Source organism: Acinetobacter sp. YH12023 (assembly GCF_013420135.1).
GTDB classification, from domain to species: Bacteria; Pseudomonadota; Gammaproteobacteria; order Pseudomonadales; family Moraxellaceae; genus Acinetobacter; species Acinetobacter amyesii.
In genome coordinates, this window is sequence record NZ_VOYU01000001.1 from 1 (window position 1) to 24,688 (window position 24,688).

General features: G+C 40.6%; 22 protein-coding genes and 2 rRNA genes. 22 read left to right on the forward strand and 2 right to left on the reverse strand.

The window, feature by feature from the left end; translation table 11 throughout:
- The 9 genes from FTT92_RS00005 to hisC all read left to right on the forward strand — a co-directional run.
- A 23S ribosomal RNA gene (locus FTT92_RS00005) occupies positions 1–116 on the forward strand; the annotation flags it as partial.
- A 196-nt stretch (positions 117–312) separates the two neighbouring features.
- A 5S ribosomal RNA gene (gene rrf, locus FTT92_RS00010) occupies positions 313–427 on the forward strand.
- Between the two features lie 290 nt (positions 428–717).
- Complete coding sequence (locus tag FTT92_RS00015; RefSeq protein ID WP_180034594.1) at positions 718–2,172, forward strand: RNA polymerase factor sigma-54; 1,455 nt, start codon at positions 718–720, stop codon at positions 2,170–2,172.
- A 169-nt stretch (positions 2,173–2,341) separates the two neighbouring features.
- Positions 2,342–2,674: a ribosome hibernation-promoting factor, HPF/YfiA family gene (hpf, locus tag FTT92_RS00020; RefSeq protein WP_078191195.1), complete on the forward strand. Its 333-nt coding sequence runs from the start codon at positions 2,342–2,344 to the stop codon at positions 2,672–2,674.
- Positions 2,675–2,809: 135 nt separating this feature from the next.
- Positions 2,810–3,061 (forward strand): BolA family iron metabolism protein IbaG, encoded by a 252-nt coding sequence (ibaG, locus tag FTT92_RS00025; protein ID WP_078191194.1) that lies wholly within the window; start codon positions 2,810–2,812, stop codon positions 3,059–3,061.
- A gap of 6 nt (positions 3,062–3,067) precedes the next feature.
- Entirely contained in the window at positions 3,068–4,324 is a 1,257-nt protein-coding gene (gene murA, locus FTT92_RS00030) for a UDP-N-acetylglucosamine 1-carboxyvinyltransferase (RefSeq protein ID WP_180034592.1), read from the forward strand.
- Positions 4,324–5,025 carry an ATP phosphoribosyltransferase gene (gene hisG, locus FTT92_RS00035; RefSeq protein WP_180103104.1) on the forward strand — a complete coding sequence of 234 codons (702 nt, stop codon included), beginning with the start codon at positions 4,324–4,326 and terminating at the stop codon, positions 5,023–5,025. Before murA ends, hisG begins: the two co-directional genes overlap by 1 nt.
- A gap of 201 nt (positions 5,026–5,226) precedes the next feature.
- Complete coding sequence (gene hisD / locus FTT92_RS00040; RefSeq protein WP_180171130.1) at positions 5,227–6,528, forward strand: histidinol dehydrogenase; 1,302 nt, start codon at positions 5,227–5,229, stop codon at positions 6,526–6,528.
- 181 nt (positions 6,529–6,709) lie between these two features.
- A complete protein-coding gene (hisC, locus tag FTT92_RS00045; RefSeq protein WP_180171131.1) occupies positions 6,710–7,807 on the forward strand; it encodes a histidinol-phosphate transaminase in 1,098 nt (365 codons plus the stop codon).
- A gap of 118 nt (positions 7,808–7,925) precedes the next feature.
- Here the strand turns inward: hisC and pabB are convergent, their stop codons facing one another.
- Positions 7,926–9,266 carry an aminodeoxychorismate synthase component I gene (pabB, locus tag FTT92_RS00050; protein WP_180171132.1) on the reverse strand — a complete coding sequence of 447 codons (1,341 nt, stop codon included), beginning with the start codon at positions 9,264–9,266 and terminating at the stop codon, positions 7,926–7,928.
- Between the two features lie 255 nt (positions 9,267–9,521).
- Here pabB and FTT92_RS00055 point away from each other — a divergent pair, with 255 nt between their 5' ends.
- The 6 genes from FTT92_RS00055 to FTT92_RS00080 all read left to right on the forward strand — a co-directional run bounded on the left by FTT92_RS00055 (position 9,522) and on the right by FTT92_RS00080 (position 17,848).
- The gene (locus FTT92_RS00055) at positions 9,522–10,478 is read left to right on the forward strand and encodes a DUF6160 family protein (RefSeq protein ID WP_180171133.1); all 957 of its coding nucleotides are present in this window, start codon (positions 9,522–9,524) and stop codon (positions 10,476–10,478) included.
- Positions 10,479–10,675: 197 nt separating this feature from the next.
- Positions 10,676–11,509 (forward strand): C39 family peptidase, encoded by an 834-nt coding sequence (locus FTT92_RS00060; protein WP_180171134.1) that lies wholly within the window; start codon positions 10,676–10,678, stop codon positions 11,507–11,509.
- Between the two features lie 60 nt (positions 11,510–11,569).
- Positions 11,570–12,769 (forward strand): hypothetical protein, encoded by a 1,200-nt coding sequence (locus FTT92_RS00065; protein WP_180171135.1) that lies wholly within the window; start codon positions 11,570–11,572, stop codon positions 12,767–12,769.
- 12 nt (positions 12,770–12,781) lie between these two features.
- Positions 12,782–14,446 (forward strand): OmpP1/FadL family transporter, encoded by a 1,665-nt coding sequence (locus FTT92_RS00070; protein WP_078192369.1) that lies wholly within the window; start codon positions 12,782–12,784, stop codon positions 14,444–14,446.
- A gap of 14 nt (positions 14,447–14,460) precedes the next feature.
- A complete protein-coding gene (filE, locus tag FTT92_RS00075; RefSeq protein WP_180171136.1) occupies positions 14,461–15,810 on the forward strand; it encodes a putative pilus assembly protein FilE in 1,350 nt (449 codons plus the stop codon).
- Between the two features lie 22 nt (positions 15,811–15,832).
- Positions 15,833–17,848 (forward strand): hypothetical protein, encoded by a 2,016-nt coding sequence (locus FTT92_RS00080; protein ID WP_180171137.1) that lies wholly within the window; start codon positions 15,833–15,835, stop codon positions 17,846–17,848.
- 67 nt (positions 17,849–17,915) lie between these two features.
- Here FTT92_RS00080 and FTT92_RS00085 read toward each other — a convergent pair whose 3' ends face one another.
- A complete protein-coding gene (locus FTT92_RS00085) occupies positions 17,916–18,464 on the reverse strand; it encodes an NUDIX hydrolase (RefSeq protein ID WP_180009934.1) in 549 nt (182 codons plus the stop codon).
- Positions 18,465–18,590: 126 nt separating this feature from the next.
- Here FTT92_RS00085 and FTT92_RS00090 point away from each other — a divergent pair, with 126 nt between their 5' ends.
- The 7 genes from FTT92_RS00090 (at position 18,591) to fghA (ending at position 24,633) form a co-directional block, all read left to right on the forward strand.
- The gene (locus FTT92_RS00090; RefSeq protein WP_078192365.1) at positions 18,591–19,199 is read left to right on the forward strand and encodes a CoA pyrophosphatase; all 609 of its coding nucleotides are present in this window, start codon (positions 18,591–18,593) and stop codon (positions 19,197–19,199) included.
- Positions 19,200–19,234: 35 nt separating this feature from the next.
- A complete protein-coding gene (locus FTT92_RS00095) occupies positions 19,235–19,765 on the forward strand; it encodes a gamma carbonic anhydrase family protein (RefSeq protein WP_078191181.1) in 531 nt (176 codons plus the stop codon).
- 162 nt (positions 19,766–19,927) lie between these two features.
- Positions 19,928–20,593, forward strand: coding sequence for a tRNA (adenosine(37)-N6)-threonylcarbamoyltransferase complex dimerization subunit type 1 TsaB (gene tsaB, locus FTT92_RS00100; RefSeq protein WP_180120416.1), 666 nt, complete (start codon positions 19,928–19,930; stop codon positions 20,591–20,593).
- Positions 20,594–20,605: 12 nt separating this feature from the next.
- Positions 20,606–21,430 carry an undecaprenyl-diphosphate phosphatase gene (locus FTT92_RS00105; protein WP_078191179.1) on the forward strand — a complete coding sequence of 275 codons (825 nt, stop codon included), beginning with the start codon at positions 20,606–20,608 and terminating at the stop codon, positions 21,428–21,430.
- Positions 21,424–22,242, forward strand: coding sequence for a class I SAM-dependent methyltransferase (locus FTT92_RS00110; protein ID WP_218948292.1), 819 nt, complete (start codon positions 21,424–21,426; stop codon positions 22,240–22,242). Before FTT92_RS00105 ends, FTT92_RS00110 begins: the two co-directional genes overlap by 7 nt.
- 125 nt (positions 22,243–22,367) lie before the next feature.
- Positions 22,368–23,759, forward strand: a complete 1,392-nt coding sequence (locus FTT92_RS00115) for a C13 family peptidase (RefSeq protein ID WP_180021433.1) — start codon at positions 22,368–22,370, stop codon at positions 23,757–23,759.
- A 28-nt stretch (positions 23,760–23,787) separates the two neighbouring features.
- Complete coding sequence (fghA, locus tag FTT92_RS00120; protein ID WP_180171138.1) at positions 23,788–24,633, forward strand: S-formylglutathione hydrolase; 846 nt, start codon at positions 23,788–23,790, stop codon at positions 24,631–24,633.
- Positions 24,634–24,688 lie beyond the last annotated feature (55 nt).

Below are 24,688 nucleotides of genomic sequence, written 5' to 3' on the forward strand. Positions count from 1 at the left end.
CTTGGACTTTATGTCCACTAAAGAGCCGTTGAAGACTACGACGTTGATAGGTTGGATGTGGAAGTGCGGTGACGCATGAAGCTGACCAATACTAATTGCTCGTGAGGCTTGACTATACAACACCCAAGCAGTTGTATATATAGCATCAATTGATTCACATATAATCAATCAAACTTGATTTAGTTGAAAAGCTAGATAAAATGAACACCTTAAATTAACTCAAGTACTTCTGTTAATAACTCATTTGGTAGAAAACTTAGCAAGAAGAGCACTGCTCTGAGATTAGACTAAGCGAGTATCCATAACAGTTGTGCTGGCGACAATAGCAAGAGTGAACCACCTGATCCCTTCCCGAACTCAGAAGTGAAACCTCTTAGCGCTGATGGTAGTGTGGGGTTACCCATGTGAGAGTAAGTCATCGCCAGCTCATTATTCTAAACACCCCCTGACTCGTGCAGGGGGTGTTTTTTATGCCGGGAAAAATAATAAGAACAATGAAAAACAAAAAATACAGTGACAGCCGGAGTAAAATGAATAAGAAATCTAATTATATAGTTAATTTATAAGGCGAATTGTTCCTAATAGAAGAATGAATTAGCTGAATAATGAGTCTAAAAAAGACAAAAAATCGGGCGTTCTCTTCGAAATTATGCTATAAAAAATAAAACGGCATAAAAATTGCTTATAAAGTGCGGTTAATTATAGGGGGAGTTATTAATGAAATTAGCGATGGGGTTAAAGGTTGCCAATTCCTTATCATTAACACCTCAATTACAACAAGCCATTCGTTTATTACAGCTTTCAAGTTTAGAATTGGAACAAGAAATTCAAATCCAACTCGACAGTAATCCTCTATTAGAGAAAGTTGAAGAACAAAATACCGTTGAAAGTTTAAATAGCTTACAAGAACAAGAAAGGGAAAATAAAGACTTAACCAATGAATTAAATGCCGATCATTTACCTGATGAGTTACCAGTGGATACAGAATGGGATGATGTATATACCCATCAACCAACAAGTTTAGGCGCTGCTGAATTTGAAGAGCGCGAAGATAATCGGCAGGGGCATCAAAGTTTACAAGCGCATTTGCTTGAGCAAGTTAATCTTTTACACTTTTCTGTGATCGATAAATTAATTGCGCACTGTATTGTCGATGCACTAGATAACAAAGGTTTTTTAGATTGCGAATTAAATGAAATTACCCAATCGGTTCAGCATCTTTTAGACTCTATGGATTATGAAGAAGAAGTTGACGATGACGAAGTTTTGGTGGTTTTAAAGCATATTCAGCGTCTAGATCCTGTAGGGGTAGGCTCACGCAATCTTGCTGAATGTCTAATGGTACAAGTTGAAAATCTTCCTGAGCATATCGAATATCGATATGAAGCTATTTTATTATTGAAAAATTATGAATTGCTGATTAGTAATGAATTACCCAAGTTGATTAGGCAAACGGGATTAAATACGGAACAGCTTAAACTAGCCATTTCTTTGCTAAAAACATTAAAAGCGCATCCAGGGCAAGAATTTGAAGATAAAGATTCAGACTATCAAATTCCAGATGTTGTCGTCTTAAAAAAGAATGAACATTGGTTGGTTCAATTAAATCCTGATGTGATGCCAAAACTACGGGTAAATTCTTTTTATGCCAATATGATCAAGCGTGCTGATCAGAGCGAAGATAATCAATATTTACGTAATCAAATGCTTGAAGCTAAGAATTTCATTAAAAGCATTGATGAACGACATAAAACTTTATTAAAAGTAGCAACCTGTATTGTGGAGCATCAACGAGCGTTCTTTGAACAAGGTCCTGAGGCAATGAAGCCTTTAGTACTACGTGACATTGCTGAAGAAGTCGAACTCCATGAATCCACAGTTTCCCGTGTAACCACAAATAAATATATGCTCACACCACGTGGATTATTTGAGTTGAAATACTTCTTCTCAAGTCATGTTGGAACGTCATCGGGTGGGGAAGCGTCTTCGACTGCAATCCGTGCAAAAATTAAAAAGTTGATTGCAGAAGAAAATACACGTAAACCTTTGTCTGATAATGCAATTGCAGTGTTGCTTAATGCAGAAGGTATTGATGTTGCTCGTCGTACGGTTGCGAAGTATCGTGAATCGTTACATATTCCATCATCTTCAGAGCGAAAAGTGTTGATCTAAATTTGAAAATCTGACTATTCTAGAGGTTCATTATGACGAAATAATGAATCTCTTTTTTATATAAGGAATAGCCGAAATGATCTGATCGTGTAAATGTATGCTTCGCATATTGAGTTGGATAATTCGGCTTGAACTTTTCAAGTCCTGAAAGAAGGTGAGGGATAGAATTATGCAGATTACAATTCGTGGCCACCATTTAACAATTACGCCAGCAATAGAAGAAAATATTCGTCTTAAATTTGCGGAAATGACCAAACATTTAGATCAGGTCAATAGTATGCAAGTTAAGTTGACTAAAGATCATCAAGTTGATAAACGTTCAAAAAAAGGCAGTGATAATCATATTGCAGAAGCGATTATACGATTACCCGGGACCGAACTTTTTGCGCAAGCTTGCGCTGATGATATGTATACCTCGATCAAAAAATTGTCTGAAAAATTAAAAAAACAATTACATAAACATCGAAAAATGCAGCTCATTTATATGCCTTTAACGGTTTAGATTGTACATTGTACAAAAAGAGGTTTTTTATAACCTCTTTTTTTATATATATAATGTATGTGACTAATGAATTATTTTTTAGATTTATAGTAAAATGACGGGTTTTACACCGTTAGTCCTATATGGGGTCTTGTGATGAATAGTGAACAGCTCACTGAAATTTTAAAAGCTGCTTTTCCAGAAGCTGAGGTTGCAGTTAGTGGGCAAGGCGGCAAATTTGATCTACGCATCGTCGATGATCAATTTGAAGGGAAACGTCCTGTTGCTCGTCAACAATCTGTTTATGCACCTTTGAACTCCTACATTGCCAGCGGTGAAGTACATGCAGTAACAATTCGTGCAATGACCAAAGAAGAATGGCGCAAAGCAAGCTTATTCGGAGCTTAATAATTAATGGATAAATTTCTGATTCAGGGCGGTACTAAGCTCGAAGGTGAAGTTCGTATTTCTGGTGCGAAAAATGCTGCATTGCCATTACTCGCTGCAACTATCCTTGCGGATACACCTATTACATTAACCAATGTTCCAAATCTAAAAGATGTGAACACCTTAGTGAAATTGATCGCAGGTTTAGGTGTTCAAATCAGTTATGAAGGTGATACGGTTAAGGCAGATACATCTAGCTTAGATAACCAATTTGCACCATATGAACTCGTGAAAACCATGCGTGCATCTATTTTGGTGCTTGGGCCGTTATTGGCGCGCTATGGTAGTGCAAAAGTATCTTTGCCGGGTGGATGTGCAATTGGTTCACGCCCTGTAGATCAACATTTAAAAGCTTTAGAAGCACTTGGTGCTGAAATTGAAGTTGAAGCTGGCTATGTGCATGCCAAAGTGAATGGTCGTCTAAAAGGTGGCGAAGTTATCTTTGATATGGTCACAGTTGGTGGTACTGAAAATATTCTAACTGCTGCGGTTCTTGCAGACGGTGTCACCACGATTCGTAACGCGGCTCGTGAACCCGAGATTACTGATCTTGCTAATATGTTGATCAAGATGGGTGCAAAAATCGAAGGTTTGGACACTGATACTTTAGTTGTTACAGGTGTTGAAAGCCTACATGGCTGTGAATATGCCGTTGTTGCAGATCGTATCGAAACAGGTTCTTATCTTGCTGCTGCGGCAATAACTGGCGGTAAAATCAAAACCACGCATACAGATCCAAACTTGTTGGAGTCTGTGCTGGATAAATTTGAAGAAATGGGCGCGGAAGTTACGCGCGGTGAAGATTGGATTGAACTGGATATGATGGGTAAACGCCCGAAAGCAGTAAGTTTCCAGACTTTACCACACCCAGAATTTCCAACCGATATGCAAGCACAGCTGATGGCGGTGAATGCAATTGGTCGTGGTTTTGCCACAATTTCAGAAACGATTTTCGAAAACCGTTTCATGCATGTACCTGAATTAGCACGTATGGGTGCCAATATTCAGGTTGAAGGTAATGATGCTGTTGTTACAGGTGTAGAGAAATTATCTGCTGCACCGGTGATGGCAACTGATTTACGAGCTTCTTTCTCATTGGTTTTAGCAGCACTTGCCGCTGATGGGGAAACGTTGATTGACCGTATCTATCATATTGACCGTGGTTATGAAGATGTTGAAGCGAAGTTACAAGGTTTAGGTGCCCAAATTAAGCGAGTAAGTTAATGAGCGATATGAGAAACGATGATCCCAATTTTGACGTAATGGGGAATTTTGATCATGGTTTAACTTTAGCATTAAGTAAGGGACGTATCTTAAAAGAAACTTTGCCATTGTTAGAAACAGCTGGCATTAACTTATTGGAAGATCCGGATAAATCTCGTAAGTTAATTTTTCCAACGACCCATAAGCACGTTCGTATTTTAATTTTACGTGCTTCTGATGTACCAACTTATGTTGAAAATGGTGCTGCAGATATTGGGGTGGCAGGTAAAGATGTGCTGATGGAACATGGTGCACAAAATGTGTATGAACCATTGGACTTAAAAATTGCCAACTGTAAGTTAATGACGGCTGGTAAAGTCGGCATGGTTCGTCCGAAAGGTCGTTTAAAGATTGCAACTAAGTACGTCAATTTGACCCGTCAATATTATGCAAGCTTAGGCGAGCAAGTTGATGTGATCAAACTGTATGGTTCTATGGAACTTGCACCTTTGGTTGGTTTAGGTGATTACATCGTCGATGTTGTGGATACAGGGAACACTTTACGTGCCAATGGTTTAGAGCCTTTGGAAGAAATCTGTAAAGTGTCTTCACGTTTAATCGTGAACAAAGCAAGCTTTAAACGTAAACAAATTTTGTTGAATCCAATTCTTGCACAGCTAGAAAAAGCCGTGGAAGAACGCGAGCAAGCAAAAAAAGCATAAGTTGTTAAGTTTCTAGCTATGCTGATCAAACCGCTCAAATTTGGGCGGTTTTTTTATGAAAACTGAAAAATAATGATAAAACTGTATTTTCATCAATTTTAACGAAAGTTATTTTCAATAAAACTCCACATGAACACATGCGATAGATGTCCACAAGCTGCTGTAAAACAGGTAAACTAATCTTTTCCAATAGATTACCTTGTGGGTAAATTGATGCGACGTTTATCGACTCAAGATCAAAACTTCAAGCAAGCTTTTGCTGACTTGTTGGCTTTTGAAACTGTGAATGATCCAGAACTTTTAAAAACCGTTGACCAAATCATTGCTGATGTTCGTCAGCATGGTGATGCTCATGTTCTTAAATTGACACAGCAGTTCGATCGACATCCAGCGCATCAATTCTCAGAATTAGAGCTGACACAAGAACAGCTGAAAGCAGCATTTGATGGTTTAAGTTCAGAAGTGCGTGAAGCCTTAGAACTTGCTGCGAACCGTGTTCGTGAATTTCACCAAGCACAAAAGCAAGACGGCTGGACCTATGTTGATGCTTTAGGAAATACCCTTGGTCAAAAGGTCACCCCGCTGGACCGTGTAGGTATCTATGTACCAGGTGGTTTAGCTTCTTATCCGTCTTCTGTATTGATGAATGCTGTACCTGCGCATGTTGCTGGCGTGCCTGAAATTATTATGGTGGTGCCTGCGCCGAATGGTGATTTGAATCCATTGGTTTTGGCAGCAGCTTACTTAGCCGGCGTACACCGTGTATTTACCATTGGCGGCGCGCAAGCGGTTGCAGCATTGGCTTATGGTACAGAAACTATTCCATCTGTGGACAAAATTACTGGCCCGGGCAACCGTTTTGTTGCTGCAGCAAAACGTGCAGTATTTGGTCAAGTCGGTATTGATATGATTGCAGGGCCATCCGAAATTTTGGTCTATGCCGAAGGTCAAAACAATGCTGAATGGCTGGCAATGGATTTATTGTCACAAGCGGAACATGACACTGTGGCTCAAGCGGTATTTATTACGCCAGATGCAGAACTTTTAGATCAAGTTGAGCAATGGATTGAAAAGCATTTAGAAGCATTGCCTAAAGCGGAAATCGCGCGCACTTCAATCGAAAACCGCGGTGCATTGGTTTTAGTCAAAGACCGTGCTGAAGGTGCTGAATTGATTAACCAAGTTGCACCTGAACATTTGATGCTGTGTTTAGATGAAGCACAGGAAATGGCTGAAAATATCCGCCATGCCGGCGCGATCTTCATGGGACGTTATACACCAGAAGCGATTGGTGATTACTGTGCAGGTCCAAACCACGTGTTGCCTACTTCGGGTACAGCGCGTTTCTCATCACCGCTCGGTGTATATGATTTCCAAAAGCGCTCAAGTTTAATCATGTGCTCTGAAGATGGTGTGAAAATTTTAGCGAAAACGGCTGATACATTAGCGCAGCAGGAAAACTTAGATGCGCATGCGCGATCTGCGAGATATCGTTATCAGTAAGAAAATATAGACTAGGTGAAAAACTTAGTTTTCCAAAAATATAAACCTCTCCCTAACCCTCTCCTGAAAGGAGAGGGGAAATCTCATAAAATGAATATTCCTCTCCCTGAACGAGCTTTAAGGATTCCTTTAAAGCGAAGTGCAAGAGAGGTTAGGAGAGGATGAAAAAGAGCAAAATAAAATGCCAAATATTACCTCTGAACAAATGCGTTTTTGGAGCCCTGATGTACGTGAATTAGAACCGTACACACCGGGTGAACAGCCTAAAATCCAAAATATTTTAAAACTCAATACCAATGAAAACCCATATCCGCCATCGCCAAAAGTGGTGGATGCAGTACAAAAAGTATTGGCAAATTCTGCTGATGTTTTACGTTTATATCCAGATCCAGATGCGTCTGAGTTAAAGCAAGCGATTGCAAAACAGCAGCATGTGCCTGTTGAGCAGGTTTTTGTCGGCAATGGATCGGACGAGGTGCTGGCGCACATTTTTAAAGCCTTTTTTGTGCAAGAACTGCCGGTTCTGTATCCAGATATTACCTACAGTTTTTATCCGGTATATAGCCAATTTTTTGGTATAGCTGCCAATACTAAAATTTTGCCGCTGAACGATGACTTTGAAATAGTTGTGGATGACTATAAACAGCCAAATGGCGGCATCATCATTACCAATCCGAATGCGCCTACTAGCATTGCTTTAGGTTTGTCTGCAATTGAGGAAGTCCTGCAAGCTAATCCAAATTCAGTGGTTGTGATTGATGAAGCGTATGTCGATTTCGGTGCGGAATCTGCTGTGGCTTTGGTTGCGAAATATGAAAACCTTGTAGTTTGTCAAACCACGTCTAAGTCGCGTTCATTGGCCGGTTTGCGTGTCGGTTTCGCGATTGCACAGCCGCATTTAATCGCAGCGCTTGAGGCGGTAAAAAATAGCTTTAACTCTTATCCGATGGACCGTTTTGCGATTGCAGCAGCCGTGGCGTCATTTGAGGATCAAGCGTATTTTGAAGCGCAAAATGCCAAGGTGATTGCGAGCCGTGAAAAACTTGTAGGTCAGCTGTCTGAGCTGGGCTTTAAGGTATTGCCGTCTGCGGCAAACTTTATTTTTGCCTCATTGCCAAATAAAGATGCAGGTGAGTTGGCTGCTGAATTGCGTGAACGCGGGATTATTGTGCGTTACTTCAATAAGCCGCGGATTAATCAATTCCTGCGGATCACCATTGGCACAGATGAACAAAATCAGCGCCTTGTAGATACGTTTAAAAACGATATTTTGGCTTGATTGCCGCAAGCTACTATAAATTTAAATCTACCCTAATCTTCCTTTCGAAAAGATGAGAAGCACTGCTTCGCAAGGGGAGGGTTATAAAAAAGCGATTCAATTGAATCGCTTTTTTTGTTTAATCTGGCTTATACCAGGTATTTAACAAATCCAGCATGGCTTCGACTTTATCAAAGCATTCTTGATATTCAGCATCGCAATCTGATGCGATGGTGATTCCGCCGCCGGCCCACAGCGAAACCTGATCTTGGTATTTTTGAATAGAGCGGATCAAAATATTCCAAGATCCCGTGCCTTCGTGATTAAAATAGCCCATTGAGCCGCAATAGGCGCCGCGCGGGGCGCCTTCAAGTTCTTCAATGATTTGCATCGCACGGATTTTGGGTGCGCCGGTAATCGAACCACCTGGCAGGGCAGACATCAGAACTTCAAAAGGGTTTACATCTGTTTTCAGCACGGCCTCAACTTCACTGACCATGTGATGCACTTGGTTAAAACTTTCAATATCAAAAAGTTTAGGTGTTTTTACAGAACCCGTTTTAGCATAAACACTCAAATCATTACGTAGTAAGTCGACAATCATGACATTCTCGGCCATGTCTTTTTCAGATGATTTTAATCGTTGTTTTGAGTGCGCATCTAAAACTGGATCTTCATAGCGAGGCATCGTGCCTTTGATTGGTTTAGTAATAATCTTGCGTTTAGGCTTAAAATCTATAAAAAGTTCAGGCGAACAACTTAAAATTTCAAAATCATCAATACGTAAGTAGCCTGAATATGGTGCATCAGTCAGTGACCAAAATTCTTGAGCGGTATCTAAGAGTGAACCGTTTGCTTGAGCTGTGAATTCTTGTGTTAAATTAATTTGATAGCAATCACCCGCTTTAATATATTCCTGCACTTGATCAAAGGCTTTCGTGTAGTCTGACTTAGACCATCTTGCAGTACATTTTTGTCTTAATTTAAATTGATTCTGAGTGATCTCTGTTTGAATGAACTGATCAATATAGTCGTAAATCTTAGCTGCAGAATGATCTGAACTATAAAAATACCAACCATCATTCTCTAATTTTAAAAAACTGGAAAATTGTCCTAAAAACAAGCGAGGTTGCGCTTTGGCGTGCAAGGAAATCTGTTGCTGCGCTGCATAATCATAGCTAATAAAACCAGCCCAGCCCCCAGAAAACCCGCTGCCTAAGTTTGAACATAAATCTTGGAAGGCAATATTTTGCAAGGGCTGAGTATCAGATTCCTCATATTGATCTAAATTGGTACGGACATAAGCTTTAAGTTCATCATTCTTCAATTGTTGATATTGATTTGCCAAAAAGCAAATAACAGGTTGGTTTTGATCTTCTAAAAAAATCACATGTGACAAGGGCGCAAGCGCTTGCAAAATTTTTTGAGCACTAACAGTTTGTTTGAGAATAAATTTTTTAAAAGAAATTGGTTTTTGCATCAACAGAAAAATTAACTTTAAAGACTAAAATGGATTTTATACCATTCCTAATTCATTTGGTTTGCAAATACCGTTTATCGGTAAGAATTAGATTGCGACCAACAACAGTTGAACAAATTTCAGCTTGGATATAATTTAATCGAGCGAGCAAACAACTCAAGGAAAGATTTAGCAGTTGTCACAAAATAATATTACAGCTGAATAAATCGAGTGGTTGAAAATCAAAAAAAATAAATACTCTTGGGAGAGTACCGTATGAAAAATTTCACTAAATTAGCTCTAGTTTCTTCAATCGCATTTAGTGCGAATGCTATGGCTATGCAAGCAATGGACGATGCTGCACTTAGTTCAACCACTGGTCAAGATGGTATTAACATCGGGATTGGTATCTCTAAAATTGAAATTGAAAAACTTTTCATTCATGATAACGACGGTTTAACGGATACAGCTAAGGGCGGTACAAGTACTGCTGGTGCGATCGTTATTCAAGGTAACAAGAAAGCTGGTGATCCTTTAGAAAATAAAGGTATCGTTATTGGTGCAAACTATGATAACGGTGGAGCTTATCTTCTAGCTTCTCGCAATTTAGCTGATTTACGTATTGATACTGATGCTGGTACTGGTGCAAATGGTGCATTCATTAACATCGCAGCTGATGTTTCTGGTTTAGATATCAAAATCGGTGAAATTGGCGTAACAGCATCTGGTACAGCGGGTACTACAGGTATTCGCCGTGGTGGTGATGATAACAACTACAATGCAATTTTATCTGGCCTTTCTCTAAAAACGGGTCCAATGACTGCAAATGTTCAGTTGGGTGCTGCTCCACAAGGTGCAATGATTAAACTGAGTACGACAATGGTTGGTGGCTTAGAAATTAAAGATCTGGGTATCCTAGATGCATCAACTAAAACGGCTACACGCGAAGCAGGTGAAATCTTTATCGAAAGCATCAAAGTTGCTGATGCTAATAAAACTGACTTAACGATTAACCAAGATGTTCGTGTTTATGGTAAAGAAGGCACAAACAATGGTTATATTCAAATGGTAAGCAACTCTGGTCCAATTGATAATTATGTGAAAGGTGTTCATCTAGGAAGTAAAGACGCTGGTTCAATTGGTGATATCGAAGTTCAAGGTTTACAAACGTTCTACAGCCCAGCTATGGGTGTATATAACCAAGGTTCTGTAATTACAATTTCTAGTAAATAATCTAGAATAAAAATAAGGCGCGTGTTGATCACGCGCTTTTTTTTACAAAAAAGTGCGGAATGACCCAATAAAGCATAAAAAAATGCTGTTTTTTTATAAAAAAAAAGGTATCTTGCATAATACATGGATGTAGAGCATTAGCTCTAAAAAATAATGAGAAAAGGCACATCATTGCCGATAACTAAAAGTTAGAAGATATGTTAGAGATAGCTGTAGGCTCGGCATTGATGTATTACTTTGCCAAAGAGTCCTTCGATTTAAAAGAAAAGCCAGTCGGAACAGTTCACTATACCGAAACGTTGGATTCACGAAATGATTCCTTTACTCGGATGCACCGTGAATCTGTAAAAATTAAACCTGCCATAGAAGATCAATTTCGAGGCATCGTTCGGCAAGCATACGACTACAGTTGTGGTTCAGCGGCCTTAACGACTTTATTAAATGGTTTTGTCGGGACACAGCTAACTGAGCAACAGACCATGAATGGTTTGCTGAAATTTGGTGAAACTGAAAAAATTATCGAACGTCGAAGTTTCTCCTTATTAGACATGAAACGTTTTGTCGCTGCTGTGGGGCTAGACAGTGGGGGCTACAAAGGTGAGTTTTCAGATCTAGTTAAGCAAGGTCAACCTGCGATTGTTCCGATTTCATATGCTGGTTTTAAACATTTTGTGGTTTTTAAAGCCTATAAAGATGGGCGTGTTTATGTTGCAGATCCAGCACTGGGCAATATCAGTTTCGATGAAGTTCGATTCCAAGAAATATGGGAAAACAACACATTATTCTTAATCAATGTTGCGCCTGAGCAACGTAAAAATTTATTGGCTTTGCAAGATTCAGACTTGCGACATGTTGAAGATGCAACCGTGAACCGTTATGCATTGGTTGATATTCAATATCCGCAGTTTTACATGGAAAAAATTGCAGACAAGGCATCTACGATACGACTTGATAAAAATATGAATGAAGAGTCGGAGTCATATGGTAAATCGAATTACAACTTTCTAAGGCTTTACTACAAGAGTAAATAATTAGATGAAAGCGTATAACAAAGTGTCAGGATTAAAAAAATAACAACGGTGGGAAGGAACATGAATCGTAAATGGATGAACAAAACACTACTAGCCATGAGTATTCAGGTGGTGATGGGGGTTGCCTATGCAGCTGAAGAGCCAAGCCTTGGAGAATATGATCCAGTTGAACAAGATACAGTCGTAGAAGAGTCTGTATCTCCTGCTACTGTAAACCAAGCTGATACTGCACAAGAAGCTGCTGCCGAGCCTGAAATTGGACAGTATGAATCTGTTGAAGAGCCAGTACAATCTGAGGCACCACAAGTCGAAAGTGCTACTGCCACTGAAAAGGCATCGACAGCACTTCAACAGCAAGAGGGTGATGCGAGTCAAGAAGCTAACTTACAGGAAGTATTTAGCTCGAATGAACGTCAGTATTCATTGATTAAAAAAGGTGAAATATCATCTTTTTACGATATTGATTATACCTATTACCGTGATACTCAACTTGATATGGAAATGGCACAAGGCCAACTTTATCAACTCCGTGTACAAGAGAATGCCACACACTCAATGACCAATACATTTACCGTGCAATACGGTGTAATGGACAATTTGACATTCTCTGCATCTGTGCCTTTAGTAGCAAAAACTGATTTATTAAAAGATACTTCAACTGCTGGTTTAGGGGATATTTCTTTAGGCGCACGTTGGGAACCCTTCCCATTGAAGCAAGGTCGTTTGCCACTGATTTTATTTGGTAATTTATCTACGAAAACAGGTGATAGTCCATATGAAGTCAACGCGGTAAATGATCTAGCAACAGGTAAAGGTTACTATTCGGCAGGTATCGGTGCGAGTACGCGTAAATATATTGACCCCGTTGTGTTGTTTGCATCTGTCTCAGCTAACTATGGTTTCAAAGAAACGGGTTTAAACCAACGTCGTGGTACGCGTGTCATTGAAGAGTTTGAACCGGGAATTAGTGGTGGTTTTGCATTCGGTTTTGCATACTCGTTTAACTACGATGTTTCCCTCACCATGTCATATCAACAAAGTTTCAACACTGGCGCAGAATTTACGTATAGCAGTGGCGAATCCTATTCACCTGCAGACCAAACCAGTTCAACTCTAGCAATTTCTTTAGGTGTACGTGTATCTCCAGATACGATTGTGAATGGTACGGTGGGGCTAGGTTTAACTGAAGATGCACCAGATGTGTCATTAGGACTTTCTTTCCCGTTAGATATTCTAGGTTTTGGAAAAAAACTTCGTTAAGAGGGCTGTCGTATGCGTAAAATTCGACTCAGCCCACTTGTTAGTGCGATCGTTTTAACGGGCTGTTCTAGTGCTGCTTTTGCACAATTGGGTACCAATCTTTCAGTTGATGTACGGTCACTTGCATTAGGGAATGCAGTAACTGCTGATCCTCCGGGGATTAGTGCCGTGCATTTTAACCCTGCAGCATTAACTAAAATTGAAGGTTTGCAAACAGATATGCAGGGGATTATTGCAAACTTTGATATTCAACGTGAATTTACCGTCCCTGCGGGTTATAACGTCTTTGGTTATTCTGATGACCCAATGGTCTGTAATGATGGGCCTGAAGTAACGGCAGATATATGTACGGACTTTAAAGATAAGGTTTCTGGTGATGTTGAATATGCATCCCTATATGTACCTGTCTTAAAAAAGATGGTGGATTTTGGTGCTGGACAACCCATTGCCGCGCCAACGATGGGGATTGCCTACAATCCACCGGGTTCTAAAGCAACATTTGCATCAGCCGTTTATGCGCCTTTGATTGCGGGTTTTGGTGCTGAAAATGGCAACCCCGGTAATTTTATGGGGCAACAAGTTGCTCTAGAGCGTATTACTTATCTATCGCCAACTGTGGGTTATCAAGTTAGTGATGAGTTATCGATTGGTGGTGGTGTAGGGATGTCCTATCAAGCCATTGGATTGAAATCAGATCTACGATTTCCCAATGAGTTGATCGGCATGTTAAGGATGATTGATGAAGTCGTCTGTACGCCATTCAAGGAAAATTCGGACATTATTACCGACATCTTGCTATTGGGGATGTGTAATACCGAAGAAGGAATGAATCCATTTGGCAAATTTGGTCAGATGGAATTGGCTTTAGAGCAGTCACTGAGCCCAAGTTATAACTTAGGGGTTTTGTGGGAGCCACGCGAAGATTTTAGTTTTGGTATGGTGTACCAAAGCGCGGCGAAAATGCGCATGAAAGGCCGTTATCGCATTCATAATGCAAAAGCGCCTCAGGAGATGATTAAGGGATTAATGTCATCACCAACAGGTCAAATTTTAGCTGCCATTTTAGGTTTCCCAAATGCCGTACCAAACTCTGAGTCGGGTTTGGTTTCGATGGATTTTGAATATCCACAGCACGTACAGGCCGGGATCAAATATAAGGTCATGCCTGATTTACAAATCAATTTTGATGTGGGCTGGACCGATTATCGTGCTTGGGACAAATTCCGTTTTGAATTCGACCGTCAAATTTCAGCGCTGAAAATTGCAAAATTATTATCTGAAAATGTGACCGATAATTCTTTGGCCTTACCTTTGAAATTTACATCGCCTTGGAACTGGGGTATTGGTATTGAATATTCTGCAACAGATCGTTTGAAATTACGTGCAGGCTATGAACCAAGGAGTACCTCTATTCCAGATGGTAAGCGAAATACCATGGTCCCAATTAATGGTGCGCAGCTCTTTGGTATGGGGATTGGATATCGTTTTGATGCAGATACGGATTTAGATTTATCAATCGGCTTTTTACGCAGTAAAGATAACATTCCAGCGAATACTAGTAGTCTTGCAAACTTAACCGGTGTGAATAACTTACTTTTAAACCCATATGCTGGACTGAATGTAAAAACCGATACGAAAATCACCATCCTAGGATTAAATTACAGAACTCGTTGGTAGGATAAGCAGACAGAATGAAAAGGATTTTATTCATAAAAACGTTACTTGCACTGTCTGTGGTGCAAGTGTCGTATGCCAACGCTGGGGCGTTTCATACCATTATTGGGCCAGATGGGCGCCCAATGGTGGTACAAGTGCAAGAAAAACCAGCAAAGAAACCTAAAGTAAGTCCAACTGCTAAAACGATAGACTCTCAACCTGTACAACAAATTATTCAACCATCCGTAAGCATTAGTCCGTCTCAAACCAAGATACCGATGACACGTCAAACGAGTCCAACAGCACAGGCTGTTGGACCGGTGAATTCTCAACATTTAAGTATACGCGAGCCGGAAAAACGGGATGAAATTAAAGTTGTCACAGTAGATAAAATTAAAGACGTCTCAGGGGATAAAGTTCGCAAATCTGAAAAGTCAGCACAAGCTTCAGATATTTCAGCAAAAGTGGTACCTTCAACCGCATGGATAGATAAGTTACAGCAATCAGAGCTAACCCAACCTCGTGAAGCGTATCAGTCCACAGTTCTAGCTGAAAAAGATAAACCTGTCGTCGAGAAAAAGATCCTTGCTGAGAAAGTAGTCAGTACTGATCAATCCGTACAATCTTTAGATGCAAACATAGAAAATAATCTGTCAAAACAATTAACTAAGGCCAAACAAGAGCAAGGCTTTTCGACCATGGCTGGTGAAAAGTATGTCAATAATGAATATCTTGAAGATAAAGAGTTTAACTTAGAAGGCAAAAAGCGCTTTTACACCATGCCCGAAGGCGTTATTGATAGCAAGATGGGGCAAACGCGGATGCAAACCATTGAACGTGAAAAAGGTGTCAGTCGCTCCGTCATTGATAATTTATTTAAACGTAATCAACCCGAAGATACAGGCCCAATCACTTTGGCCACATCATATTATCGGGTGTCACAAGCTGACACCATTCAAGGTTTAGGTCAGCAATGTTTTTCGAATAAAAAAATGAAGAAAGCCAAAGAGCTCGACTTAGCTCAAGATATTAACTTATGGCCTCGAGCACCATTGTCTGACGAATTTGACTATGAAGTCGTAAAACTAAAATCACCATTACAAAATATTCGTATACATTCATTTGCATCCAAAGTACAAAATCCTACATTTTATTGGCCATTTGCGGTATTTTTAGACAAAAATGGATGTGTCATGGAAGGCGCAGGTGGATTCAAAAATAACCAAGGTGAAGCGGATCATCTTTACCATGAAAAAATTGAAGGCGTGATTCAAGTGCCTAAAGGTAGCCAGTATTTATTCTTAACGCCTTTAGCAACAGCAATTGACGTCGATGGCCGCGTATTAACCAATCAAGGCCAACTTAAATTAACAGCAATCCGTTAAGGACATAAGAAAGAGAATTAGGATGAAAAATAAAATTTTATTACCGTTTGCTTTAACGGCATTGGTTGCAGCGCTCAGTGGCTGTGGCGGTGAAAGTGCAAATGTGAATCCTGAAATTTATGATACCAGTACGACCAATGGTACTTGTAAAAGTAATACCGAAGGCTGTGTTGAGTTCGTTTTAGATTATCCCATTGAAGGTGTGAATTTTAATTGTTCGAGCGACGTTAAAAATACCTACATTACTTTATTTGATCTAAAAGAAGGTGTTTCGACAGGTGCTTGTAAGATTGGCGATACGGTAACTTTCTTTGTCCAAGGTGAAAAATCACGTCGAATTGATTTGGGTAAAGTAGATTTGAAGCAAATTTCCAATGTAGCCAGTGGTACGACACCTCCACGCTTGACCTTATTGGATTTGGCAGCTGGCATCGCGGGTAAACCTGCTGCAACGATTTCAAATACCGACGCAACGGTTAAAGTGGCCATGCGTTTAGCTAAAATTATTCAAGCCTTGGCTTTGAAAAATAACAGCGCAGTTACAGCTACAGATATCCAAGCGGTTTATATCAACAATGCAGATAAAGTATTGATTGATCAAATCACTCGAAATGTCGCGACAGCAGATTTCAGTATCAGTTCAGATACGGAATTTAATGACCTGTTTACACCTTGGCTAGACCTGTCCGAAGTCAGCAATGAAAATGCATTTACCTTAGTTGTAAAACTCATGAATATCTCAACGGCTGCGGTTTACCAGCCAGAGTTTGCGTTGTTTTCAACTGATGGTGTGATTACCAATGCCAGTGGTTCAAATGGACTGGTCGGCTGTGACAAAAATGAATGTTTGCCGACCGATAGTTCAAAAGTCAATTTATTTGGTCATTTCATGTTAATGACGGACCGCCAAGGTATGACGTTTGGTAGTGGTTTACAGTGGAAGGGCAAAGTTGATCAACAGTTGAGTACTATTGGTGGTGTGAATGTCTTGCTCTTGACGCAGGTTCGACCAACACGTTTAACAGCAACGCCACAGGACAATTGGATCGATCCGCTTACCAAGCAAATTGATAAACCTGGCATTCTGGGTTTCCGTTTTGATGCAGAAGAAGCCAACTCTGGCCCTTTGATTATTAAACAAGGGACGCTACTTGCCGACAAAATGGTGGTCGGTACAGGTGGAAGTTTATATAAAACGTTAATGGCTAAAAAAGATGATTATGTTCTGACGGCCGATGATAAGAAAAAATTAGGTCTTTGGGAGCAAAACATTAACCAAGTGCAATTTAAAGGCACGATGGATTTATACAAGCTTTATCCGCTGTCGTATTTAGACAAAAAAGTCTTTAAGTCTGTTGAAAATGTTGCTGCTGGACAAAATTATATCTTCCCCTTGTATGCAGATTTAACCTTTAAATTTACCGATACTTCGATTAAAACAGTGAAATTGGGTGTGGTGATTGACCGTAATGGTGATATTCGCACAAATATAAAATCTGGCGTGCCAGATGATGTATTTACTCGTCAAGATAGTCAAATTGTCGATTTGTCTACACATGCGACGGAAGGCTGTAGCGGAAAAGATGTGCTCGATCCACTGTTAATGAAAGATGATAAAGGTGTACAGCAATATCGTATCGGAACGACAACCCGTACCTTTACGCCTGAAGGAAATATCAATCCAAATACCATTTCGATTCGTATGATTTTAGCTGACCCATATTTCCATACGCTTGATGGCGCGTTGATTGGAATGAACTCAAGTGTAAAAACATCTGCGGATACCTCAATGGTTGTAGGCGGTGCTTTAGTGCAGTTACACAATATGATTAACGCCAATGCAGGCACGCGTCCCTCTGGCGTTGCTTTGACGGATTCAGATAATAAAGTAGTGAAGTGGGGGAACAGTTTGGCCAGCTTTAGTTATATTTATAGCTTAAAAAATCCAAATGATACTGCTGCGGCTCAAACAGCGAAGTTAAGCGGTGGTGATATTTCTTTAGAGTTGGCCCCTTGTTACACCATCAAGGCTAAATAATCGTCAAATATGAGTAAAATAAAAAAGCCCATCAGTGATGGGCTTTTTTAATATTGAGAGCAGCAAATTAACCTGTGTGATCGAGTCGCGTACCAAGGGTTTCGAGATGCATTTCAAACTGACCAGTTTTGCGGTCAGCAAAATAATGCCGCAGCGTTCTTTCCACACTTGGAAAGGCTAAATCATCCCATGGAATTTCTTCTTCACTAAACAAACGAGATTCAATGGTTTCATCACCCGCACCAAATTCTCCATTGATTAATTCAGATTTGAACAAGGCATAAATTTGCCCAATACGGGGAATGTTATACATGCAATACAGTTGCTCAATGTTGACTTCTGCTTCAGCCTCTTCGCGAGTCTCACGCGCTGCACCTTGCTCCATCGTCTCATAGAGTTCCATATAGCCAGCGGGCAATGTCCACAGCCCATAGCGTGGCTCAATCGCACGACGGCAAAGTAAAACTTGATTGTCCCAAACGGCTAAAGCACCACAAATGACTTTAGGATTCACATAATGAATAAACCCACATGCGGTACAAATACGGCGTATCTGATGATCTCCAAGCGGGATCGCTTCTTTTGTTTTTTGTCCGCAGTTTGAGCAAAAGTTCATATTCATCGTCATGGATTGTGTGAACCGTCAGAATAACTTAAAAATAAAACTTTGGCATCATTTCTAACCAGCTTGGCCGAAATTCAGCTATGATGAAAACAAGATAATTATAAGGATGTAATGTGGATGGATGAGGGTTTATTGACTCAGCGATTGCAGCAAAGTTTACGTTTTTCTAAGCGTATTCAACCTGCGCATGCTGCTGTATTGATTGCGATTACCCAAGAAGATAATCCACGTATTTTATTGACCCGCCGCTCTCTCTATATGAATAATCATGCAGGTGAAGTGTCCTTTCCCGGTGGCAAACGTGATGCCCAAGACACCAGTAATATCGTGGTGGCTTTAAGAGAAGCTCAAGAAGAAACCGCTCTAAATCCATTTGATGTGCAACTTTTGGGTGATTTACCAATGCAAAAAGCACGGAATGGGATGTTGGTTAAACCGATCGTGGGATTGATCCCGCCTGATGTGAATTTGATACCTCAACCCACTGAAATTGACCGTATTTTTTTTGCATCATTAAGACAGCTTTTAGAAACACCGCCAACGCCATATGAAGTTCGTTTTGCCCAGCAATCGCTTTATTTTCCCAGTTTAAGAATCGAAAACGAAATCGTATGGGGCTTGACTGCACGGATGCTGATTTCCTTATTTCAATATGGTCTGAATTATCAAAAAGAATGGCCTTTTTTATTAAATTCTCCTTCATTTCATTTGGGCCGTGAGCCATAAATCATTTTTAGAAAGTCAAAATAGGATGTTTGATCATGTTGTACAAATTTCAAGGATATAGCCCGAAAGCCACGCATCAACCTTGGGATGGTTGGGTTGCAGAAAATGCAACGGTCATTGGGCAAGTTGAATTAGGCCGAGAAGTGAGTGTCTGGTTCGGAGCCGTCATTCGAGGGGACAACAGTCGTATCAAACTGGGTGATTTTACCAATGTACAAGAAAATGCGGTGCTGCATACCGATGCGGGCATTGAAATGACCATTGGCGATTATGTCACGATTGGGCATCAAGCCATGCTACATGGATGTACCGTAGGAGATAATAGTCTGATTGGAATCAATGCCGTGGTTCTAAATCATGCTGTGATTGGTAAAAATTGCATCATTGGTGCGAATGCTTTAATTCCAGAAGGGAAGGTGATTCCGGATAATTCTGTTGTGATGGGTTCACCGGGTAAAGTCGTCAAGACTTTAGATGAACAAGCCGAAGCACGTCTAAAAATGAGTGCCATGCACTATGCCGCTCATTTTAAACATTTTACTCAACTCGAAGTCGCTGAACTTTAAAAAGTTATACATGGTAAGCAAAAAAGCCTCGACGTTTTTCCAGGCTTTTTTATAGATTAAATATAGAAAGCGCTGAGTCTGTGGTGGAAAATCTCGCGAACTGCGATGGAGTGGAGTATCATATTCAACGTTTTTTAAGATTAAATTTAATTAAGGTTGCGCATGAAATTACTGGCATTGGAAACTGCCAATGAGCAGTGTTCCGTCTCGATTGTAGATGAAACTCAAGAGCTTTATTTTCAACTCGATTTACGGGCAAAAGCGCAGACGCAAACCATTCTCCCAATGATTGAGCAAGGGCTTAATCAAACTGCTATTGAGTTAGCCGATTTAACTGCGATTGCCTTTAGTCGTGGGCCTGGCTCATTTAGTGGTGTTCGTATTAATGCAGCGGTAACACAAGCCTTGGCATGGGCCAATGACGTACCTGTTGTTCCAGTATCGACTTTGCAAGCTTTGGCTCAAGCGGCACATCGTTTATATGGTTTGACCCAAGTAACGGCAGTCCTTGATGCACGCATGCAAGAAGTGTACATCGCTAGCTATCAACTCGATGCCAATGGCATTATGCAGGCTGTAGATGAAGAACAACTATTAAGCTACGCCGATGCCACACCGCAGATCAAATTTACCGTCGTGGGTTCTGGTAGTGAGCTCATTCAATCAGAACAAACACAATACAAAGACTTAAGTGCAACAGCACAAGATATTGCTACTATTGCCCGCGAAGCGGCGCAAAGAAAAGCATGGGTGAGTGCTGAACTTGCATTGCCCGTATATTTACGAGATAACGCCTGGAAGAAAATTTCAGAACAAGGCAAGCCATAATTAGGGTTATATATGGATCTTCTACTGCTGCTCAAAGCGGCAATCATGGGTATTGTTGAAGGTATTACCGAATTTTTACCGATTTCAAGTACAGGGCATTTAATTCTGGCTTCAGAATTAATGAACTTTTGGACCAAAGAAAAAAGTGATGTTTTCGTGATCGCAATTCAAATGGGTGCGATTGCGGCGGTGATTTATGAATACTGGGGCCGCCTGTGGGGCGCAGCAACCGGTATGGTGACTGGTGAAGAAAAAGGTCGCCGTTTAGGTTTTGGCTTAATTCTCGCTTCGATTCCAATCGTGTTGATTGGTTTGACGTTTGGTCAGACGGTGAAAGAGCTGCTGTTCAATAACATTGCGATTGCTATGGGGTTGATTATCGGTGGTTTGATCATTATTTGGATCGAAAAAAATCCACCGCAGGTGCGTGCCAAAGAAGTAGAAGATTTAACCATTAAAGATGCGATTTGGATTGGTTTAATTCAAGTTTTATCTTTAATTCCAGGGACTTCACGTTCAGGTGCAACCATTATTGGTGCCATGTTCTTAGGGGTTTCCCGTAAAGCAGCCACTGAGTTTTCATTCTTTTTGGGTATTCCGGTTATTGTCGGTGCAGGTTTACTGGATTTATATCAAAGCTATGATGTATTTCAAGGCACTCAAGATTGGACTGTGATCGCCGTTGGTTTAATCGTTTCATTTGTCTCTGCATTGATTTTAATTCGTGCGCTTGTCGCTTATGTGGCAAAACGTGATTTCATGATTTTTGCGTGGTATCGAATTGTTTCAGGTTTATTGATTTTATTGTTCGCATTTACAGGCTGGAAATTATGGTAAGCGAAATCCGCTTATACACAGAACAAGAGTTTCATGAGAAAGCACAGCAGTATTCTGCTGTGCTTTCTTCACGTGGCGTATCTGTAAATATTGAATTAATTGAAAAATTAAACGCGCGTTTTTTACGTTTAAACCCTGAACTCAGTTTGTGTGTCGATGCAGATGGTTTGTGGTTAGCGGCCAATGGCATGAAGATGCAACCCGATTGGAAAGCAGAAGTGGGGCGTTTAAAGCGAGCATCTTTAAAGTCTGAGATGATTGCACGTGCGTGTAATTTGGCTGAAAAGCCACAGCTTGTGGATGCAACCGCAGGGCTAGGGCACGATAGTTTATTGATGGCACATCTGGGTGCGCATGTGACCCTTGTGGAACGTCATCCAATTTTATTTACCCTATTGGAAGACTCACATCAACGCGCGCAGCAAGATGCATTTTTAAGTTCGGTTGTAGCTCGAATTGAATTGGTCTTTTCAGATTCGGCAGACTTTTTGAAACATTTGTCGACGACCAATCAAATCTTTGATGTGGTTTATCTCGATCCGATGTTTCCGCAGCGAGATCAAAACCAGCAAGCCGTCAAAAAGCAAGCTCAGGTCAAAAAACAAATGCAATTATTGCATTTGCTGTTACCTGAAGATGGTGAGATGGATTTAGGTGATAATTTACTGGATTTAGCACAAAAAATTGCTAAACGTGTCGTGGTTAAACGTCCACGATTGGCAGTTTTTTTAGCGAATCAAGAGCCGCAACATCAGTGGCAAGGCGATGCTTGTCGCTTTGATGCGTATTTCCAACATGATCTTGTGACTTAAAATGATATTTGCTTCAATATTGTTCAAAGATTTGTTATATAGTTAAAAAATAGCATTGCTAAAAACGACATCAGGCATAAAATTATTTGTGCAATTAAGCGAGCCAAGGCCACCATTAGAACTTTATGATTGATTTCAAACCCTCCATCAATTTTTGGCATGATTTTAAAAGCAACCAAACTGCGGGGATGTGGTTATTTTTTGGGTCTCGTCGTTCTTTACAAATCGTTCGTCCATCGATTTTACAATTGGTGTTTTGGGGGATTTTAGGTGGTTGTGCCAATAGTTTATTTAGTTGGCTCAGCACGGGGCGTATTGGTGAATTTAACGCTCAAGGTCTTATAAGTTATGCATTGTGGCCATTTATTGCTTTAATTGTGGGGATTTTCCTATCACAACGTGTAAATAATCCACGGTTAATGTTGGTCCCTGCATTGCTTTGGTTGGTGCTTGATACGCACATCATGTTGTTTCAATGTTTGATTCAATATTTGGGAGATCTCGATTTTCTCCCATACTTTCTGTATGACTACATTCCAACGTTATTCATTATTCTATTTGTTTGGCAAAGTTTGGCTGTCGTTTGGGTGTTTTCACGTGAGCTGAAATGGCCATGGTGGGAGCGTGCACTGATTATGGGTGCGACGCTATTTACTTTGGTCGTGTGGCAAGTCTCAGTCAAAGATCAGCCGATTTGGAAAGTAGAAGAAGTTCCTCCAAGCTTTGCTGAAGATGCATTTTATGCACAAAGCCGTTTACTCAATAAATCCTTGGATGCAGTGGAATATGGTGAATTTGCCCAATCCCATTGGTACTTCTTAGGGGTGGCAGGTGCGAGTTATCAAGATGTCTTTAAACTGGAAATTGAACGGATTAAAGAACAGTTTGATACACGTTTTGGCACCTATGGGCGTTCGGTTGAGCTGATCAATAACCCTGCAACGCGCACTGAAATTCCGCTGGCATCTAAAACCAGTATGGAGTTGGCACTGCGTCGTATTGGTCAGCAGATGAATCGAGAAAGTGATGTCTTATTTTTATATATGACCTCCCATGGTTTACCGAATGTCTTTGAAATGGAAAATGCACCTTTAGATTTGGCGCAAGTCGATCCTAAATGGTTAAAAGAAGCCTTGGATGCATCCGGAATTCGTTGGCGTGTAATTGTGATTTCTTCATGTTATTCAGGCAGTTTTATTCCAGCACTGCAAAATGATAATACTTTAATCATTACTGCATCGGCAGCTGATCGACAGTCTTTTGGCTGTTCGAATGAAGCTGAATACACCTATTTTGGTCGTGCTTTCTTTGATCAGGCGATGCGTGAGCAGACCAGTATTCAAGCGGCATTTAATGAAACCAAAGCGACTGTAGCGAAATGGGAAGCAGCGCAAGGTTTCGAACCTTCTGAACCACAGTGGTCGATGGGGAAAAACATGGCATTAATGTTGCCTCAATTAGAACAACGATTGTTCCCGCCGACGACTACTGCACCGGCTACGACGGTTACGCCTTAAAAGATCAAAAAAGTTTAGGATAAAGATCATGGAATTAGTACAACGAAATACCTGTTTTGCGGGTGAGCAGCGCATTTATCAATTGGATTCTTCAAGTCTAAAAACCCCAACAAAGTTTGGTATTTTTCTGCCAGAAGCAGCCTTACAAGGCCAAGCGTGTCCTGCATTGTTTTATTTGGCGGGATTAACCTGTACAGAAGAAACCTTTGCCATTAAAGCGCATGCACAGCGTTTAGCTGCGCAGCTCGGCCTGATTTTAATCAGCCCTGATACTTCTCCACGTGGGGAACAGGTAGCGCAAGGCGATCATTGGGATATTGGGCAAGGCGCAGGTTTTTATATTAATGCAACGGAACAACCGTGGGCCGAGCATTATCAAATGGAACGTTTTATCGCTGAAGAATTGTATTCGCTGGTACAGGCTGAATTTCCGGTACAAAAAGGTGCGATTGGCATATTCGGACATAGTATGGGCGGTCATGGTGCACTAACTCTAGCGTTGAAGCATCCGGACCTGTTTAAATCGGTTTCTGCTTTTGCACCGATTTGTGCGCCGAGTCAGTGTCCATGGGGTGAAAAAGCCTTTAGTCAATATCTAGGTTCAGATCGTCAGCAGTGGCTTCAGCATGATGCAACAGCTTTAGTGCAAACAAAAGGGGCTTTGTTTAAAGCCATTTTGATTGACCAAGGCATTGATGATCAATTTTATAGCCAGTTAAATCCGATGTTGTTTCAGCAAGCGTGTGAGCAAGTTGGGCAGCCACTCGAACTGCGTGAACATGTTGGTTATGATCATGGGTATTATTTTATTCAAAGTTTTATGGACGATCATTTGCAATTTCACGCTGTCCAATTGCAAACAGCGGTTCATTAATTCTAAAGCCAGTGGTTAAAAATATTGAGGCATAACTTGCTTTAATATACGTATA